This window comes from Microbacterium sp. BK668 (assembly GCF_004362195.1).
Taxonomy (GTDB): domain Bacteria; phylum Actinomycetota; class Actinomycetes; order Actinomycetales; family Microbacteriaceae; genus Microbacterium.
This window is the reverse complement of the sequence record NZ_SNWG01000001.1, coordinates 261,891-277,565: the sequence shown is the minus strand read 5'-3', so window position 1 is coordinate 277,565 and position 15,675 is coordinate 261,891. Positions and strand designations below refer to the sequence as shown.

Here is a 15,675-nt window from a genome sequence, read left to right as displayed (position 1 = left end):
CGCGACCCGCCGGTCCTGCGACGCCTCCCGTCATCGGACTGACGACCTATCTCGAGCAGGCGAAGCAGGGGGTCTGGGACGTGCGGGCCGCCTTCCTGCCCGAGCAGTACTTCCTCTCGGTGACGGATGCCGGCGGCATCGCGGTGCTATTACCGCCTCAGCGCGGAACCGCCACGGGGGTGGACACGGATGCTGCGGCCGCCGCCGTGCTCGACGGTCTCGAGGGCCTCATCCTGACCGGCGGCCGCGATGTGCAGCCCGAGCTGTACGGCGCCGAGCGGCATCCCCTCACCGACCCGGCCCGGGCCGATCGAGACGAGTGGGAGCTCGCCCTCTTCCGGGGCGCGGAGGAGCGCCGGATGCCGGTGCTCGCGATCTGCCGGGGGCTCCAGCTCGTCAACGTCGCGCGGGGCGGAACGCTCCACCAGCACCTGCCCGAGGCGCTGGGCACCGAGCGGTACCGCGTCGGCGGCGGGGTCTTCGCGACGAACACCGTCGAGGTGGCTGCGGGCTCGCGACTGGCCGGTCTCCTCGGGCCGGGGGCTTTCGACGTGCACAGCTACCACCACCAGGGCATCGACCGGCTCGGCGACGGCCTCGTGCCGGTCGCGGCGACCGACGACGGCCTCGTGCAGGCGGTCGAGTCCGACGACGAGCAGTACCTCCTCGGGGTGCAGTGGCATCCCGAGGAGAACTCCGACGACAAGCGGCTCTTCGAAGGGCTGGTGGCCGAGGCATCCGCGTTTCGTCTCGCTGCGCTCGCTCGACGACCGGAGTCCCGCTCGGTGAGCGAGGAGCGAAGCGACGAGACGAAACGCCTCGGACCGACGGGAGCGGTCGCATGACCTCGACGTTCACGCTCGTCGATCCTGCGACGGGTGAGGGCTTCCAGGACGTTCCGCGCGCATCCCTCGAGGAGGTGGATGCCGCGGTCGCCCGCGCGATGGTCGCGCAGCGCGCCTGGGCAGGCCTGCCTCCGCTGGCGCGCGCAGACGCGCTCCGGGCGTTCGCGCGCGTCGTCGAAGAGCATGTCGAGGAGCTCGCCGCCCTCGAGGTGCGCAATTCGGGGCATCCCATCTCGTCCGCCCGGTGGGAGGCGTCGCACGTCGCGCAGGTGCTGAACTTCTATGCGGGGGCGCCCGAGCGCCTGAGCGGGCAGCAGATCCCGGTCGCGGGCGGTCTCGACGTCACCTTCCACGAGCCGTACGGCGTGGTCGGGATCATCGTGCCGTGGAACTTCCCCATGACGATCGCGTCATGGGGCTTCGCGCCCGCGCTCGCGGCGGGCAACGCCGTCGTGCTCAAGCCCGCCGAGCTCACTCCCCTCACGGCGGTGCGCATCGGCGAGCTCGCGCTGCAGGCCGGGCTCCCGGAGGGGCTGTTCACGGTCCTCACGGGAGCCGGTTCGGTCGTGGGTCAGCGGTTCGTCTCGCACCCGGACGTACGGAAGGTGGTCTTCACGGGGTCGACGGAGGTCGGCGTCTCGGTGGCGGCCGGCTGTGCGGAGGGCCTCAAGCCCGTCACGCTCGAGCTCGGCGGCAAGAGCGCCAACATCGTCTTCGCCGACGCCGATCTCGAGAAGGCCGCCGCGTCGGCGCCCGGCGCGGTGTTCGACAACGCCGGGCAGGATTGCTGCGCCCGCAGTCGCATCCTCGTCGAGCGATCCGTATACGACCGGTTCCTCGAGCTGTTCGAGCCCGCGGTGCGCCGCTGGCGGGTCGGCGACCCCGGGCTCGAGACGACCGAGATGGGGCCGCTCATCTCGGCGGCGCACCGTTCCACGGTGGCAGGGTTCCTCGACGGAGCGGACATCGCCTTCCAGGGCGAGGCTCCGGCCGGTGCCGGCTTCTGGTTCCCGCCGACGGTGGTCCTCGCCGGGCGCCACGACCGCATCGCACGCGAGGAGGTCTTCGGTCCGGTCGTCGCGGTGCTTCCGTTCGAGGACGAGGCCGACGCCATCCGCCTGGCGAACGACACGATCTACGGTCTCGCCGGGTCTTTGTGGACCGAGAACCTCGGCCGAGCCGTCCGCGTCGCGCGCGGTGTCAAGAGCGGCGTGCTCTCGGTCAACTCGCACTCGTCGGTGCGGTACTGGACGCCGTTCGGCGGCATGAAGGCGTCGGGCCTCGGCCGCGAACTCGGTCCCGACGCCGCCGAGCACTTCACCGAGACGAAGAACGTCTTCTTCGCGACGGATGCCTGAGCCCCCAGAAAGGAACCCCACCACGATGGATCTGACGCAGCGCCTGAAGGACCGGGTCGCGATCATCACCGGCGGCGCGTCCGGGATCGGCCTCGCGACCGCGCGCCGGTTCGCCGCAGAAGGAGCCGCCGTCGTGATCGCCGACCTCGACCCGACGACGGGCGAGAGGGCCGCGGCGGAGGTGAAGGGGCTGTACCGTCGCGTGAACGTCGCGGACGAGGCATCCGTCGACGAGCTCTTCGACGGCGTCTTCGACCAGTTCGGGCGCCTCGACATCGCCTTCAACAACGCCGGCATCTCGCCCCCCGACGACGACTCGATCGAGACGACCGAGCTTCCCGCCTGGGACCGCGTGCAGGACGTCAACCTCAAGAGCGTGTACCTCTGCTCGCGCGCGGCGCTGCGGCACATGGTCCCGCAGGGCCGGGGGTCGATCATCAACACGGCCTCGTTCGTCGCGCTGCTCGGATCGGCGACGTCGCAGATCTCGTACACGGCGTCGAAGGGCGGCGTGCTTGCGATGACGCGGGAGCTGGGGGTGCAGTTCGCGCGCGAGGGCATCCGGGTCAATGCGCTCTGCCCGGGGCCGGTCAACACCCCGCTGCTGCGCGAGCTCTTCGCGAAGGACCCCGAGCGCGCGCAGCGCCGGCTCGTCCATGTTCCGATGGGGCGCTTCGCCGAGCCGGAGGAGATGGCGGCCGCCGTCGCGTTCCTCGCCTCCGACGACGCCTCGTTCATCACGGCGACGGCGTTCGTCGTCGACGGCGGCATCACCAACGCGTACGTCACCCCGCTCTGAGGCTTCGATGGGTGAGGCGCCCCTGCAGGAGGTGCGACGGGCCGTCTACCGGCCGGTGCGCGAGGGCAATGCGCTCGAAGACACCGTCGCCCGCATCGCGCAGACGATCCGACTCGGAGTCGTCGCGCCGGGGGAGTCCCTGCCGCCCGAGCGGGAGCTCGCGGCGCTCTACGCCGTGAGCCGCGACACCGTGCGCGAGGCCATCCGGGAGCTCGCCGACACGGGCTTCCTCGTGCGACGCCGTGGACGCTATGGCGGCACGTTCGTCGCCGACCCGCTTCCGCGTCCGTCGGAACCCGTCGTCGTGCCGGTCGCCGAGCTCGAGGACGTGCTCGGCCTCCGGCGCGTGCTCGAGGCGGGCGCGGCACGCACCGCGGCCTCACGAACGCTTCCTCCGGAGACGCGCGACGAGCTCTGGGCGCGTCACGAGGCGGCGGCTGCCGCAGGCGAAGGCGACTACCGCCGCCTCGACACCCTGCTGCACCTCACGATCGCGGAGGTCGCGGGCATCCCCTCCCTCGTCGCGCTGGTGGCTGACAACCGCGCACGCGTGAACGGCTGGCTCGACACGTTCCCCCTCCTGCCGCGCAACATCGAGCACTCGAACGAGCAGCATGAGCGCATCGTGACAGCGATCCTCGCCGGGCGAGCGGATGCCGCGGAGGCGGCGATCCTCGAACACCTCGCCGGGTCGGAGGCCCTCCTCCGCGGGTTCCTGGCCTGACGCCGTCCCCTCTCGAGCGCGGGGCGCGTTTCGTCTCCGCTTCGCTCCGCTCAACGACCGGGACGCTGGGCGAGTTTCGTCTCCGCTTCGCCCCGCTCGACGACCGGAGCGCCGCCGGTCCCTGAGCCGGTCGAACCGCCCGCGCCGGCCGACCGGGCGGCCGCGTCTAGGGTGGAGGGATGGCCGGGAAGAAGCGCCCGAAGAAGCCGGGGCCCGACGAGTTCCGCAACACCGCGCTGAGCGACGCTCTGCAGACCCAGGATGTCGCGGCCGTCGCCTTCGCGCTGCGCCACGGTCCGACGATCATGCCGCTCATGGCGCCCGGCGATCGCGACAATCCGCTCGACGTGGGCGAGGTCTGGACCTATCGCGACGCCAACACGGGCGACATCGCGCTGCTGCTGTTCAGCGACGCGAAGCACAAGCCGGCGGCCCTCCCGCCCGCCGTCGCGCTGCAGTCGCCCGCCGCGCTGCGGGCGTTCCTCGGGGCCCATGGCGAGTCCATCACGACCGTCTTCTTCGACATCGCCGGCCCGCACCCCATGCAGGCGACCCCGTCCGAGGTTCTCAAGGCCCTCGACGCCTGATCCGGGCGCCGGCTCTACTCAGAAGTCGGGCAGGCCCTCGTCGCCGCTCGGCACGCCGCGCGTCGCGAGGTCGCGCAGGGCCTTCGCCAGCGACTGGGACGAGGCATCCACCACCGTCCGGTACCCGAGCCGCGCGGCCTCAGCCCGCCGCTGCCCGCCCTGCGTCACGGGGCGGATCTCGCCCGCGAGACTGAGCTCGCCGATCGCGGCCGTGCCCTTCGGCAGGGCCTTGTCGCGCACGGCCCCGGCGACCGCGACCGCGATCGCCAGGTCGGCCGCGGGCTCGACGAGCCGCACTCCGCCGACGGTGGAGACGTAGACGTCCTGGTCGGACACCACGACTCCCGCCCGCCGTTCGAGCACGGCCAGCACCATCGCGACGCGCGCCGCATCGACCCCGCTCACGATGCGGCGGGGGTTCGGGCCGCTGTTCTTGATGGTCAGCGCCTGCACTTCGACGGGGAGGGCGCGACGCCCCTCGAGCGCGATCGTGACGCACGTGCCGGCGACCGGAGCGCCGTGCCCGAGGAACAGGGCGCTGGGGTCGGCGACCTCGGCGATGCCGGCGCCGGTCATGTCGAAGCATCCCACCTCGTCGGTCGGACCGAAGCGGTTCTTGAGCGCGCGGACGAAGCGCAGCGACGTCTGCCGGTCGCCCTCGAAGTGGCAGACGACGTCGACCAGGTGCTCGAGGATGCGGGGGCCGGCGATCGAGCCGTCCTTCGTCACGTGACCGACGATCACGACCGGCAGGTCGCGCTCCTTCGCGATGCGGATGAGGGTGGATGCCACTTCCCGCACCTGCGACGGGTGCCCGGCCGTGCCGTCGGACAGCGCCGACGAGACCGTCTGCACGGAGTCGACGATGAGCAGCTCGGGCTGCACGTCGTCGACGTGGCCGAGGATCGTGGCCAGGTCGGTCTCGCTCGCGAGGTAGAGCTCGTCGTGAAGGGCCGCGGTCCGCTCGGCGCGGAGGCGCACCTGCGCCGTCGACTCCTCGGCCGAGGCATACAGCACCCGCCGGCCCGCCCGCGCGGATTGGGCCGCCACCTCGAGGAGCAGCGTCGACTTGCCGACGCCCGGCTCGCCGGACAGCAGTATGGCAGCGCCCGGCACCAGGCCGCCCCCGAGCACGCGGTCGAACTCTCCGACGCCCGTGGTGCGGCGCGACGCCTCGCTCGTCGTCAGGTGCGTGATGGGGCGCGCCGCTCGGTCGGCAGGCGGCGAGAGGGGGGCGACCGATCGCACGATCCCCGTCTGCTCGGCGGCCTCGACGACCGTCCCCCACTGCTGGCACTCGCCGCAGCGACCGACCCATTTGACCGCCGTCCATCCGCACTCGGTGCACCGGTAGGGCGCGGTCGTCGGCCGTCGGGTCGCCATGCGTTCAGGCTAACCGGGGGCGGCGACATCCGTCCGCGGCTCGGCGTATCGTGAGCGGCATGCGGGTGGATTCCGCGTCGCGGCTCGTCCGCGGGACGCCCGATGAGGTGTTCGACGCCTTCACCGACGCGGAGCGACTGCTCGCGTGGCTGCCGCCCGACGGCATGACCGGCCGCTTCGAGCGGTTCGACGCGGACGGCGGCTATCGCCTCGTGCTGACGTACGAGACGCCGCCCGAATGCGGCGGAAAGGCGTCGGCCGACGCGGACGTCGTCGACGTCGCGCGCGTCGAGACGACCCGGCCGCGGCGGATCGTCGAGGTCGTCGACTTCCCCTCGGCCGACCCGGCATACGCCGGCACCATGACGATGACCTGGACCTTCGAGCCCGGCCCCGACGGCACGCTCGTCACGGTCGAGGCGACGGATGTGCCGTCCGGCATCGACCCGCACGACCACGCGGTCGGTCTCGCGTCCTCGCTCGCCAACCTCGCGCGCGTGCTCGGCTGAGAGCGGCAGCGCAGCCGTCGCCGCGCGTCGGCGGCCGGAGTCGCGGTCAGTCCCGGAGCGACCGGGCGACGTCGCGCAGCGCGTCCGCCGAGCGGCGAAGCAGTCCCAGCTCGCTGGGCGAGAACCGCGTCTCGCGGATGGGCGCCGCTCCCGACGCGCTCACGATCGACGGCACCGACAGGGCGACCCCGTCGACGCCGTGGAAATCGCTCAGCACCGTCGAGACCGGCATGACCGCGTGCTCGTCGTTCAGGATCGCCTCGATGATCCGCGCGGTCGACAGTCCGATCGCGTAGTTCGTCGCGCCCTTGCCCTGGATGACCTTGTACGCGGCATCCCGGACGTCCACGGCGATCGCGTCCAGCTCGTCCACCGTCATCGGAGGATGCCCGTGGTTCTTCCACTCGAGGATCGGCACCGTGCCGATCGTCGCTGCCGACCACATCGGGAACTCGGTGTCACCGTGCTCGCCGACGATGTAGGCGTGCACGCTGCTCGTCGACACCCCCGCGCGTCGCGCGAGCAGCCAGCGCAGGCGCGAGGTGTCGAGCACGGTGCCGGAGGCGAAGATGCGCTCGGGGGGAAGGCCGGTCGCCTCCTGCGCGAGCACCGTCAGCACGTCGCAGGGGTTGGTGACGATGACGTACACGGCGTTGGGTGCGGCCTCGAGGAGCTGGGGCATCATCGAGCGGATGATGCCCGCATTCACTCCCGCCAGCTCGATGCGCGTCTGACCGGGCTTCTGCTTGGCGCCCGCCGTGATGACGACGACGTGCGAGCCCTCGACGACCGACAGGTCGCTTCCGCCGACGATGTCGCTCGATCCGGTGAACTGCGTGCCGTGCGCGAGGTCGAGCACCTCGGCCTCGACCTTTTCGGTGGCGATGTCGTAGAGCGCGACGTGCCGGGCCGACCCGCGGATGAGCGCGGCATACGCCGCGCTCGAGCCGACGCTCCCCGCGCCGACGACGGTCACCTTCGAGTTCTCGATCACGCTCATGCCGTCAGTCTGGCAGTGGCGCTGGGCGGCGTGCCAGCCGGAGGGTGTCACCCCTCTCGGCCTGGAGAGAGAGGACACGGATGCCGCGTCCCGCCCCCTTCGCCGGTCCGCGCGGAGGGCGGGCTGGCGCCGATTCGCCTTGCCGCGCGGCGTGACGTAAACTCTTCGGCGGTGACGTGTCCGAGCGGCCGAAGGTGCAACTCTCGAAAAGTTGTGTAGGGTAACCCCCTACCGTGGGTTCAAATCCCACCGTCACCGCCATGAAAACCCCTGTTGATCAGGGGTTTTCTGTTTGCCCGGCCGCCGTTTGACAAGACTCGACAAGAACGCCGGCTTGTTTGCGGCCAGCTGCGGGCGCACCCGCCGCCCTCGAGGTGCGGAATTCCGCGGACTGGCGGCCACTTCGCGGCCTAAGTCGGATGTTTAGTGCTAAACTATCGTCGTGCGATCCCAGGCGACCTACGCAGCGATGCTGCGCTTCATCCACGCCGTCGCCCAAGAGGGTGCGGCGGAGCTGCGCGAGTTCGGGCTCACGCCGGCGCAGTACCAGCTTCTCGTGCAGGTGGGGCGTCGGCCGGGGGTGGCCCAGTGGCAGCTCGTCGAGGCGTTCGGGGTGACGAAGGGGAACGTGAGCCAACTCGTCAAGCGGCTCGAGCAGGCGGGGCTGGTGGAGCGGGCCCGGGTCAAGGCTTCCGATGAGCTGTCCTTGACCGACTCGGGTCGGGCGCTTCTAGAACGAGTCATGCCCGCGCATGACGAGTTCATGGACCGACAGTTCGCCGCGTTGGACCGCGGCGAGCTCGATACCCTCATGCGGCTGATCATGCGCCTCGCGCGGCCGTGAGCAGCGATGCCGCCGAAACTTCGGACATACAAATGTTTAGAACTAAACACTCGTTAGGAGAACCGATGACCCGTTCCACTCCCGCCACTCGCACCAGCGTGCCCTGGACGAGAGCGCTCGTTGCGGTGGGGATCGCCACCGTGCTCAACGTCGCGATCGCCGCGGTCGCGGCCGCCGTGCTGGACGCCGGAGAGTTCGTCGCCCTGCAACCCGGCCCGGTGGCGACCGTCACCGTGGGGACCATGCTCGCCGGAACCCTGTTCTTCGCGGTCCTCATCCGAGTCACGGCGCATGCTGCGCCATGGTTCACCGTGATCGCGCTCGGCGTCGCACTCGTCAGCCTCGTCGCACCCGTCGCTCTCGCCGTGGACAGCTCGGGCAGCTTCCCCGGCAGCTCGCCGGCCGCAGCCCTCGCATTGATCCCGCTTCACCTGATCCCGGCCGTCACGCTCGTGGCGGCACTCACCCGCACGCCTGAGGAGGCACGCTCATGAACACCCTGACCGGACGATCCGCAGTCGTGACCGGCGGCACCGACGGCATCGGTGCGGCCACCGCGCTCGAGCTCCGCGCCCGCGGCGCGGAGGTCACGATCGTCGGCCGTTCCGCGACCAAGGCCGACGCCATCGTGGCGCGCGCCGCCGCGCTGCCGGGGCCCGGCAGCCTGCGCGCGATCAGCGCCGATCTCAGCCTCATGCGTACCGCGCGAGACGTCGGGGAGCGGCTGGCCGACGAACTCGGCCATATCGACCTGCTGCTGAACGCCGTCGGCATTCTGATCACCCGCACCGCGCACACCGAAGAGGGCATCGAGCTCGACTTCGCCGTCGGCTACCTCTCCCGTTTCGTCATTCTCGAGACCCTGGCCGAGCGCGGCGCGCTCCGCCTCGAGGGCCGGGTGATCACGATCGCCGCGTCGGGCCGCGAGGTGCCGAAGTTCGCGCGGATGGAGTTCCACGACCTCGTCGCTGTCGAGGCGCGTACCGGGATGACGAGCCACGGCCAAGCGCAGCTCGCCAACGATCTGCTCACGGCCCAGGCGGCCGCCCGGTACGGCATCATCGCGATCGGCTACGGACCGGGAGCGGTCGACACCAGCATCCGCCGTGAGGTGCCTGATCTGATCCGCGCGATCATGAAGCCGTTCTACGCCCGCCGAACGCGCCGTCCGGAAGACGTCGGGCGTCAACTCGCGGACATCTTCGCCGATCCCGCACTCCAGCCGGGCGACACCGCGTTCTTCGATCGCGACGGGCGCTTCCCGACACCCGCGTTCATCGCGGACGATCAAAGGCAAGCGGACCTGCTCCGCGCCAGCCTCATCCTCGCCGACAAGGCCCTCACGCCTCGCTGAGCGCCGCTCGGCGAAGGCATCCTGAGGCCGATCATTCACGTCGTCTGGGCGGTCATCGTCGGCGCGGGCCCGTGGAGGCGCGTGCCACCAGCAGCGGCTCGGCTTTCATTTCCCGTGCGACGGGGCGGCCGCCGGAGAGCTGTGCGCTCATGGCCCGTGCGACTGCCGCGCTGATCCAGTCGAAGGGCTGGCGGACGCTGGTGAGCGTCGGCGTGGCGATCGTGCAGAGGACGGTGTCGTCGTAGCCGATGACACTCAGGTCGCGGGGGACGCCGAGCCCGGACTCGTGCGCGACGCGGAGCGCGCCGAGCGCCATCACGTCGCTTCCGGCTACGATCCCGGTCACCCCCGCTGCGAGCAGCTCCTCTGCTGCTTCGCGCCCTCCTTCCATCGTGTAGTGGGTCTCGGCGACGTGACCGTTCAGGCCCAGCCGCGCGATCTCAGCGCGGAACCCGGCGAGCCGGTGCACCGAGGGCCGGTAGAAGCCCTCGCCTCCGGCCAGCCCGATGACCTCGTGCCCGAGATCGGCGAGGTGGCGCACGGCGAGCACAGCGCCGAGCCGCTCGTCTGTGCTGATCGAGGGGATCGGCAGGCCCGGGACGCTGCCGTTGATGAGCACCATCGCGACGCGGCGGCGTGAGAGCTCGCGGTAGAGGCTGTGATCGGCCTCTGGGTTGGCGTGGGAGCCGGATGCGAGCACGAGACCGTGCACGCCGTGTCTGAGGAGGGTCTCGACGTAGTTCTCCTCCGCGTATCCGACGAGGGTCGAGCTGCCGATCATCGCGGTGACGCCGTACCGCGCCAGTTGAGTCTCGATCGCGAAGGCCAGGGAGGCGAACGCGGGGTTCTCGAGCTCGGGCACGATGATGCCGACGAACGGCGTCGACCGGCCCGGCTGAGGTGCCGTGGGGTAGCCGTCGGCGCGGATCGCGTCCAGGATGCGCTGTCGCAGCTCGGGGGAGACGCCGGGCCGATCGTTGAGGACGCGACTGACGGTGGCCGGGCTGACATTCAGATCCCGCGCGAGCTGTCTGACCGAGGTAGCCAATTCGCCTCCCAGAAACATGTTGCAGATTTGTTGCCCAGCGTTTCGGGCAACTCTACCGTGGGTGCCATGCAGTCCGGAAGCACCCACCGCATCGACGTGGCGCCAGAGCAGGCCATGAAAGGCCACGAGTGGGCAGACCGCTGGGCGCTGGATGTGCTCGAGATCGCCACGTCGCGAGGGAAACGAACTGTTCGCGTGTTTCACCCTTCGCCCCTCGACGCGTCCGTCACGCTCCCGCTCGTCGTGTTCCAGGACGGCCAGCGAGTGTTCGCGACGGAGGGTGCGTCGTGGCGTGCAGCCGAGACGATCGCGAGCCTCGTCGAAGCGCGGCTCATCCCGCCGGTCGTCGCGGTCGGGATCGACAACGCGGGACCGGAGCGTGCGGTGGAGTACTCCCACGTCGTGCCGTTCCCACGCCAGCCGGGAGCGCCCGCCGAGGGCGAGCGCTACGAGGAGCTTGTGATCGACGAGATCATCCCTGAGCTGCGCGAGCGCTACCCGCTGACCCGGGATGCGGCACACACTGCGGTGATCGGCTCCTCACTCGGCGGACTCGTCTCGTACCACCTCTCGTTCCGGCATCCCGAGGTGTTCGGCCTCGCCGGCATCCTGTCCCCATACCTGGCGCACATCGATCCCCATCGGGGAAGCGAGCACCGGGTGTGGGCGTCGTTCCCCCAGGCCGGTCCGCGACGGATCTGGCTCGATGTCGGCGACACGGAGGCGACGCTCACCGTGGCGCAGATCACCGACCTGCGCGATCACCTCCTCGACCTCGGCTACCGCGACGGCGAGAACCTCGCCTGGAGGCTCCACCGCGGCGGGACCCACAACGAAGAGTGCTGGGCAGAACGACTTCCGAGCGTGCTCCTCCACCTCTTCGCACCCCCGGCGCCGATCGTCGAGGCAGGCCTCGACCTCCCGCACGAGATCCCCGTGGGTCAGCGCCGGATGCCGGTCGCTCCGCTCGTCACGCACGAGAACGGGATGCAGCGCAACACGCTCCTGCCCGTCCAGGTGTTCGACGATCACACCGCCACGGCCGGCCGCCTCGGCGACGTCCTCGTGCGGGAGCCAGGCCAGTTCGCGGCCGCCATCTCGACCTCGATCGGGGACCTCCGCGGAGCGGTCGAGGTCACCCCCTCCCCGCACGTCGCGCGGCTGCAGGTCACCGTGCACGGCGAGGGACTCGACGGCGAAGACGCGCTCACCTACTCGTGGCTGCCGCTCGAACGACTCAGCCAGAACACCTTCGGCGGCGTCTTCCACCTGCCGGTCGGCCTCGCATTCGACGGAAGCCTCACTCGACATTCCGACTCCTTCACACCCGCCGACAGCAACGGCAACCCGGAACGGTGGCCCCTCCGCCTCCTCGCGGACGACACGGTCGACATCACCGTTCACCGGTGGATGCCGAGCCCCGACCCGCTGTGACCTCTCCCCATCCAGCACGCAACGAAAAGGAACGCCGATGTCCCGAACAGCTAGACATCTCACCCGCTCACCCCTGATCCGCCGCCGACTCGGCGTCGGCGCGGCGGCCGTCGCGCTCGCCGTCGCGCTCGCCGCCTGTTCGGCCGGTGGCTCGGCCGAGTCGACCGGCGACGCCGACGGCGGAGGCGCGGCCACGTCCGAACTGACCGTCTGGGCCGACGCCAAGCGCGTCGCCGCCCTCGGCGACCTCGCCGCCGCGTGGGGCGAGGAGAACGGGGTGTCGGTCACGTTCGAGGAGATCTCCGAGGATCTGCAGACGAACTTCGTCACCGCGAGCCAGGCCGGCACAGCTCCGGACGTCGTGATCGGCGCACACGACTGGATCGGCAACCTGGTGCAGAACGGCGTCATCGCCCCGGTGAACCTCGCCGATCCCGACGCGTTCGATCCGGTCGCGGTGGAGGCGGTCACCTTCGACGGGCAGCCCTACGGGGTGCCGTACGCGGTCGAGAACCTCGCCCTCTTCCGCGACGTGTCCAAGGCGCCCGACGCGCCCGCCACCGTCGAGGAGATGGTCGCCGTCGGCCAGGCGGCCATCGCCGAGGGCGTCGCGACCGAGGCGGCGATCCTGCCCGTCGGCCAGAACGGCGAGGTCTACCACATGAACCCGCTCGTGACATCGACCGGGGGCGGCATCTTCGGCACCACAGCCGACGGCGACTGGGATCCCGATAACGTCATCGTCGACTCCGCGGAGACGAACGACGCGATGACCCGGGTGCAGGGCATGGCGGAGACCGGCCAGAACGTCTTCAAACGCTCGATCGGCCCGGAGAACGCGATCGCGACGTTCACCTCCGGCGCATCCCCGTTCCTGATCTCGGGTCCGTGGGCTCTCACCGACATCCGCAATGCGGGAATCGACTACGCCATCTCGCCCATCCCCGGCTGGGAGGGTGCGGGCCCCGCCCGGCCGTTCGTGGGCGTTCAGGTCTTCTATGTCGCCGCGCAGGACGAGAACCAGGCCCTCGCTCAGGAGTTCGCGACCGCGTTCGGATCGCTGGAGTCCACCCAGATCGCCCTCTACGAGGCGGAGCCTCGCCCGCCGGCGCTGCTCGCCGCACGTGAAGCGGTCGCGGCCGACGACCCCGACCTCGCCGCATTCGCCGAGGCCGGCGCAGGCGGACAGCCCCTGCCGTCCATCCCGCAGATGGCTGCCGTGTGGGACCCGCTCGGAAAGGCCGAAGCCGCGATCGTCGGCGGCGCGGACGTCGCCAGCACGCTGTCGGCAGCGGCAGAGGCGATCCGCACCGCGATCGGATAGGACCATCCGATGACCGCAGTCGCCTCCGGGCCCCGTCGCTCCGTGCCGAGAGTCGCCCTCTCGGCACGGAGCACCGCGGGCCTCGTCGCCAAGATCGGCGTGCTCGCCCTCGTCACCGCCCTCGCCGTCGCCCTCACCGTCCCCCTCATCGCCGAAGGATCGTGGGGTCTCGTCGCGATCCTCGTCGCCGTGACCCTGGCCATCTACGCCATCTACCTCATCCCAGGACTCATCCCGGCGAAGTACCTCGTCCCCGGAACGCTCCTGCTGATCGCGTTCCAGGTGATCCCGGTGATCTTCACGATCTTCATCGCGTTCACCAACTACGGCGACGCGCACCGCGGCACGAAAGAGCAGGCGATCACCGCCATCCAGACGAGCTCCGTGCGCCAGGTCGAGGGAGCGCCGGCTTATCGACTGGCCGTCGCCGTGCCGGCCGATGACCCTGGCGGTGATGTCGTCTTCCTCCTCCAGGATCCGTCGACCGGCGAGGTGCTGCTCGGCACCGTCGACGGCCTCGAACCCATCGACGCCGAGGTAAGCGCCACCGGAGGGATCACGGCACCCGGCTACACCACCCTCACCGTCGCGGAAGCCTCCGCGCGGAGCGCCGACGTGCAAGCCCTCATCGTTCCTACCGAGAACGGCGGCATCGCTGCCCAGGGATTCTCGCAAGCCTTCGAAGGCGTCGCGACCCTCTCCTATGACCCGGACTGCGACTGCGTGACCTCGGTCGACGGCGACGTCTACTCCGCGGACGAGACGCGCGGTGCCTTCGTCAACGAGGAGGGCGATCGGCTCGCGCAGGGCTGGCAGGTCCCGGTCGGACTCAGCAACTTCGCACGAGTGCTCACCGACCCCATCATCCGTGCGAACTTCCTCAGCATCCTGGTCTGGAACCTCGTCTTCGCCACGGCGGTCGTCGGGGTCACCTTCGGGCTCGGACTCGTGATGGCGCTCGCGCTCAACTCGCCGCGCGTCCGCGGGCTCAAGACCTTCCGGGCCTTGATCGTCCTCCCGTACGCGATGCCCGCGTTCGCGATGATGCTGCTCTGGCGAGACATCTTCAACCGTGACTTCGGCCTGATCAACACCCTCCTGGGGATCGACGTCAACTGGTTCGGCGACCCGACCACCGCCCGCATCGCCGTCGTGCTCATCCAGGTCTGGCTGGCGTACCCCTACATGTTCCTGGTGTGCACCGGCGCGCTGCAGGCGATCCCCGCCGAGCTGAGCGAAGCGGCGACCCTCGATGGGGCGGGGCGATTCCAGAACTTCCGGCACGTGATGTTCCCGCTGCTGCTCGTCGCCGTGGCGCCGCTCCTCATCGCGAGCTTCGCGTTCAACTTCAACAACTACAACGCCATCGCCCTCACCACCGAAGGCGGGCCGTTCCCGCCGGACTCCCCGCAGGCGGGCGCCACGGACCTGCTCATCTCCTACACGTACCGACTCGCATTCGGGTCAGCCGGCGCCGACTACGGTCTCGCGGCGGCGGTATCCGTCTTCATCTTCCTCATCGTCGCGGTCATCTCCCTCATCGGATTCCGCCGCACGGCCGCGCTCGAAGAGATCAACCGAGGAGGCTGACCATGTCCCCCTTCCGCCGCTTCACGACACTGTGGTTCCCCGAAGTGGGATGGCGCTACCTGGTCGCGATCGCCGCCGTCATCGTTTCGCTCTTCCCCGTCGTCTTCGTCGTCTCGGCCGCGCTCAACCCGCAGGGCACGCTCTCGTCGGCGAAGCTCATCCCCGACGAGATCTCCGCGACCAACTTCCAACGGCTGCTCACCGAGACGGACTTCCCCCGCTGGTTCGCCAACTCGATCCTCATCGCCACGTTCTCGTCGTTCGGCGCGGTGTTCGTCTCCGCCCTCGCCGCCTACGCGTTCTCGCGCTTCCGGTTCCGCGGCCGACGTCCAGGGCTGATGTTCCTCCTGCTCGTGCAGATGTTCCCGCAGTTTCTCGCCGTGGTGACGATCTACCTGATCTTCGCGAGGGTGACCGAGCTGTACCCGCCGCTCGGGTTCAACTCCGGCTGGGGGCTGATGCTGCTGTATCTCGGCGGGGCGCTCGGCGTGAACACCTGGCTGATGAAGGGGTTCTTCGACACCGTCCCGTCGAGTCTCGACGAAGCCGCCACGATCGACGGGGCCAGCCACGCGCAGACGTTCTTCCGCATCCTGCTGCCGCTGGTCGCACCCGTCCTCGCTGTGGTGGGGCTGCTGTCGTTCATCACGATCATGAACGAGTTCCTGCTCGCGAACATCTTCCTCACGCAGTCGCCGTCGAAGACCCTCGCGGTGGGGCTGTACGGTCTCGTCGCCTCCCAGCGCGACAACAACTTCGGCCTGTTCTGCGCGGGGACCCTGCTGACGGCGATCCCCACGGTCGCGATCTTCTACGGGCTCCAGCGGTTCATCGTCGGCGGTCTCACCGCCGGCGCTGTGAAGGGATGATGACCAT

The 15,675-nt window shown here is 70.2% G+C and carries 16 protein-coding genes and 1 tRNA gene; 14 read left to right on the top strand and 3 right to left on the bottom strand.

All coding sequences use genetic code 11. From position 1 onward, the window contains the following. Window positions 1-32: 32 nt before the first annotated feature. From EV279_RS01245 to EV279_RS01225, 5 genes are all read left to right on the top strand, one after another. Complete coding sequence (locus EV279_RS01245; protein ID WP_243728585.1) at window positions 33-845, top strand: gamma-glutamyl-gamma-aminobutyrate hydrolase family protein; 813 nt, start codon at window positions 33-35, stop codon at window positions 843-845. After that, complete coding sequence (locus EV279_RS01240; RefSeq protein WP_133541131.1) at window positions 842-2,203, top strand: aldehyde dehydrogenase family protein; 1,362 nt, start codon at window positions 842-844, stop codon at window positions 2,201-2,203. Before EV279_RS01245 ends, EV279_RS01240 begins: the two co-directional genes overlap by 4 nt. A gap of 25 nt (window positions 2,204-2,228) precedes the next feature. Then, window positions 2,229-3,002, top strand: a complete 774-nt coding sequence (locus EV279_RS01235; RefSeq protein ID WP_133541130.1) for a 3-oxoacyl-ACP reductase — start codon at window positions 2,229-2,231, stop codon at window positions 3,000-3,002. 7 nt (window positions 3,003-3,009) lie between these two features. Beyond that, entirely contained in the window at window positions 3,010-3,726 is a 717-nt protein-coding gene (locus tag EV279_RS01230) for a GntR family transcriptional regulator (RefSeq protein WP_133541129.1), read from the top strand. Between the two features lie 179 nt (window positions 3,727-3,905). Continuing rightward, window positions 3,906-4,313: a dehydrogenase gene (locus tag EV279_RS01225; protein WP_133541128.1), complete on the top strand. Its 408-nt coding sequence runs from the start codon at window positions 3,906-3,908 to the stop codon at window positions 4,311-4,313. A gap of 18 nt (window positions 4,314-4,331) precedes the next feature. On the opposite strand, the gene radA is transcribed toward EV279_RS01225, so the two are convergent. Beyond that, on the bottom strand, window positions 4,332-5,696 hold the full coding sequence (gene radA, locus EV279_RS01220; protein WP_133541127.1) for a DNA repair protein RadA: 1,365 nt from the start codon (window positions 5,694-5,696) through the stop codon (window positions 4,332-4,334). A gap of 59 nt (window positions 5,697-5,755) precedes the next feature. Between radA and EV279_RS01215 the strand changes: the two genes are divergently transcribed. Beyond that, complete coding sequence (locus EV279_RS01215) at window positions 5,756-6,205, top strand: SRPBCC domain-containing protein (protein WP_133541126.1); 450 nt, start codon at window positions 5,756-5,758, stop codon at window positions 6,203-6,205. A 46-nt stretch (window positions 6,206-6,251) separates the two neighbouring features. Here EV279_RS01215 and EV279_RS01210 read toward each other — a convergent pair whose 3' ends face one another. Further along, a complete protein-coding gene (locus EV279_RS01210; protein WP_133541125.1) occupies window positions 6,252-7,205 on the bottom strand; it encodes an L-lactate dehydrogenase in 954 nt (317 codons plus the stop codon). A 170-nt stretch (window positions 7,206-7,375) separates the two neighbouring features. Here EV279_RS01210 and EV279_RS01205 point away from each other — a divergent pair. From EV279_RS01205 to EV279_RS01190, 4 genes are all read left to right on the top strand, one after another. Next, window positions 7,376-7,466: transfer RNA gene (locus EV279_RS01205), tRNA-Ser, on the top strand. 181 nt (window positions 7,467-7,647) lie between these two features. After that, window positions 7,648-8,049 (top strand): MarR family transcriptional regulator, encoded by a 402-nt coding sequence (locus EV279_RS01200; RefSeq protein WP_133541124.1) that lies wholly within the window; start codon window positions 7,648-7,650, stop codon window positions 8,047-8,049. Between the two features lie 65 nt (window positions 8,050-8,114). Further along, the gene (locus tag EV279_RS01195) at window positions 8,115-8,543 is read left to right on the top strand and encodes a DUF6069 family protein (RefSeq protein ID WP_133541123.1); all 429 of its coding nucleotides are present in this window, start codon (window positions 8,115-8,117) and stop codon (window positions 8,541-8,543) included. Then, a complete protein-coding gene (locus EV279_RS01190; RefSeq protein ID WP_133541122.1) occupies window positions 8,540-9,403 on the top strand; it encodes an SDR family NAD(P)-dependent oxidoreductase in 864 nt (287 codons plus the stop codon). The genes EV279_RS01195 and EV279_RS01190 overlap by 4 nt, the downstream gene beginning before the upstream one ends. Window positions 9,404-9,455: 52 nt before the next feature. Here the strand turns inward: EV279_RS01190 and EV279_RS01185 are convergent, their stop codons facing one another. Further along, entirely contained in the window at window positions 9,456-10,451 is a 996-nt protein-coding gene (locus tag EV279_RS01185; RefSeq protein ID WP_208109446.1) for a LacI family DNA-binding transcriptional regulator, read from the bottom strand. A gap of 66 nt (window positions 10,452-10,517) precedes the next feature. On the opposite strand from EV279_RS01185, the gene EV279_RS01180 reads away from it, so the two are divergent. From EV279_RS01180 to EV279_RS01165, 4 genes are read left to right on the top strand one after another with little or no spacing between them, the layout of a single operon-like run. After that, complete coding sequence (locus EV279_RS01180; protein WP_133541120.1) at window positions 10,518-11,885, top strand: alpha/beta hydrolase-fold protein; 1,368 nt, start codon at window positions 10,518-10,520, stop codon at window positions 11,883-11,885. A 37-nt stretch (window positions 11,886-11,922) separates the two neighbouring features. Continuing rightward, window positions 11,923-13,209 (top strand): extracellular solute-binding protein, encoded by a 1,287-nt coding sequence (locus tag EV279_RS01175; protein WP_133541119.1) that lies wholly within the window; start codon window positions 11,923-11,925, stop codon window positions 13,207-13,209. A gap of 9 nt (window positions 13,210-13,218) precedes the next feature. Further along, on the top strand, window positions 13,219-14,799 hold the full coding sequence (locus tag EV279_RS01170; RefSeq protein WP_133541118.1) for an ABC transporter permease subunit: 1,581 nt from the start codon (window positions 13,219-13,221) through the stop codon (window positions 14,797-14,799). Window positions 14,800-14,801: 2 nt separating this feature from the next. Next, window positions 14,802-15,668, top strand: a complete 867-nt coding sequence (locus EV279_RS01165) for an ABC transporter permease subunit (protein ID WP_133541117.1) — start codon at window positions 14,802-14,804, stop codon at window positions 15,666-15,668. Window positions 15,669-15,675 lie beyond the last annotated feature (7 nt).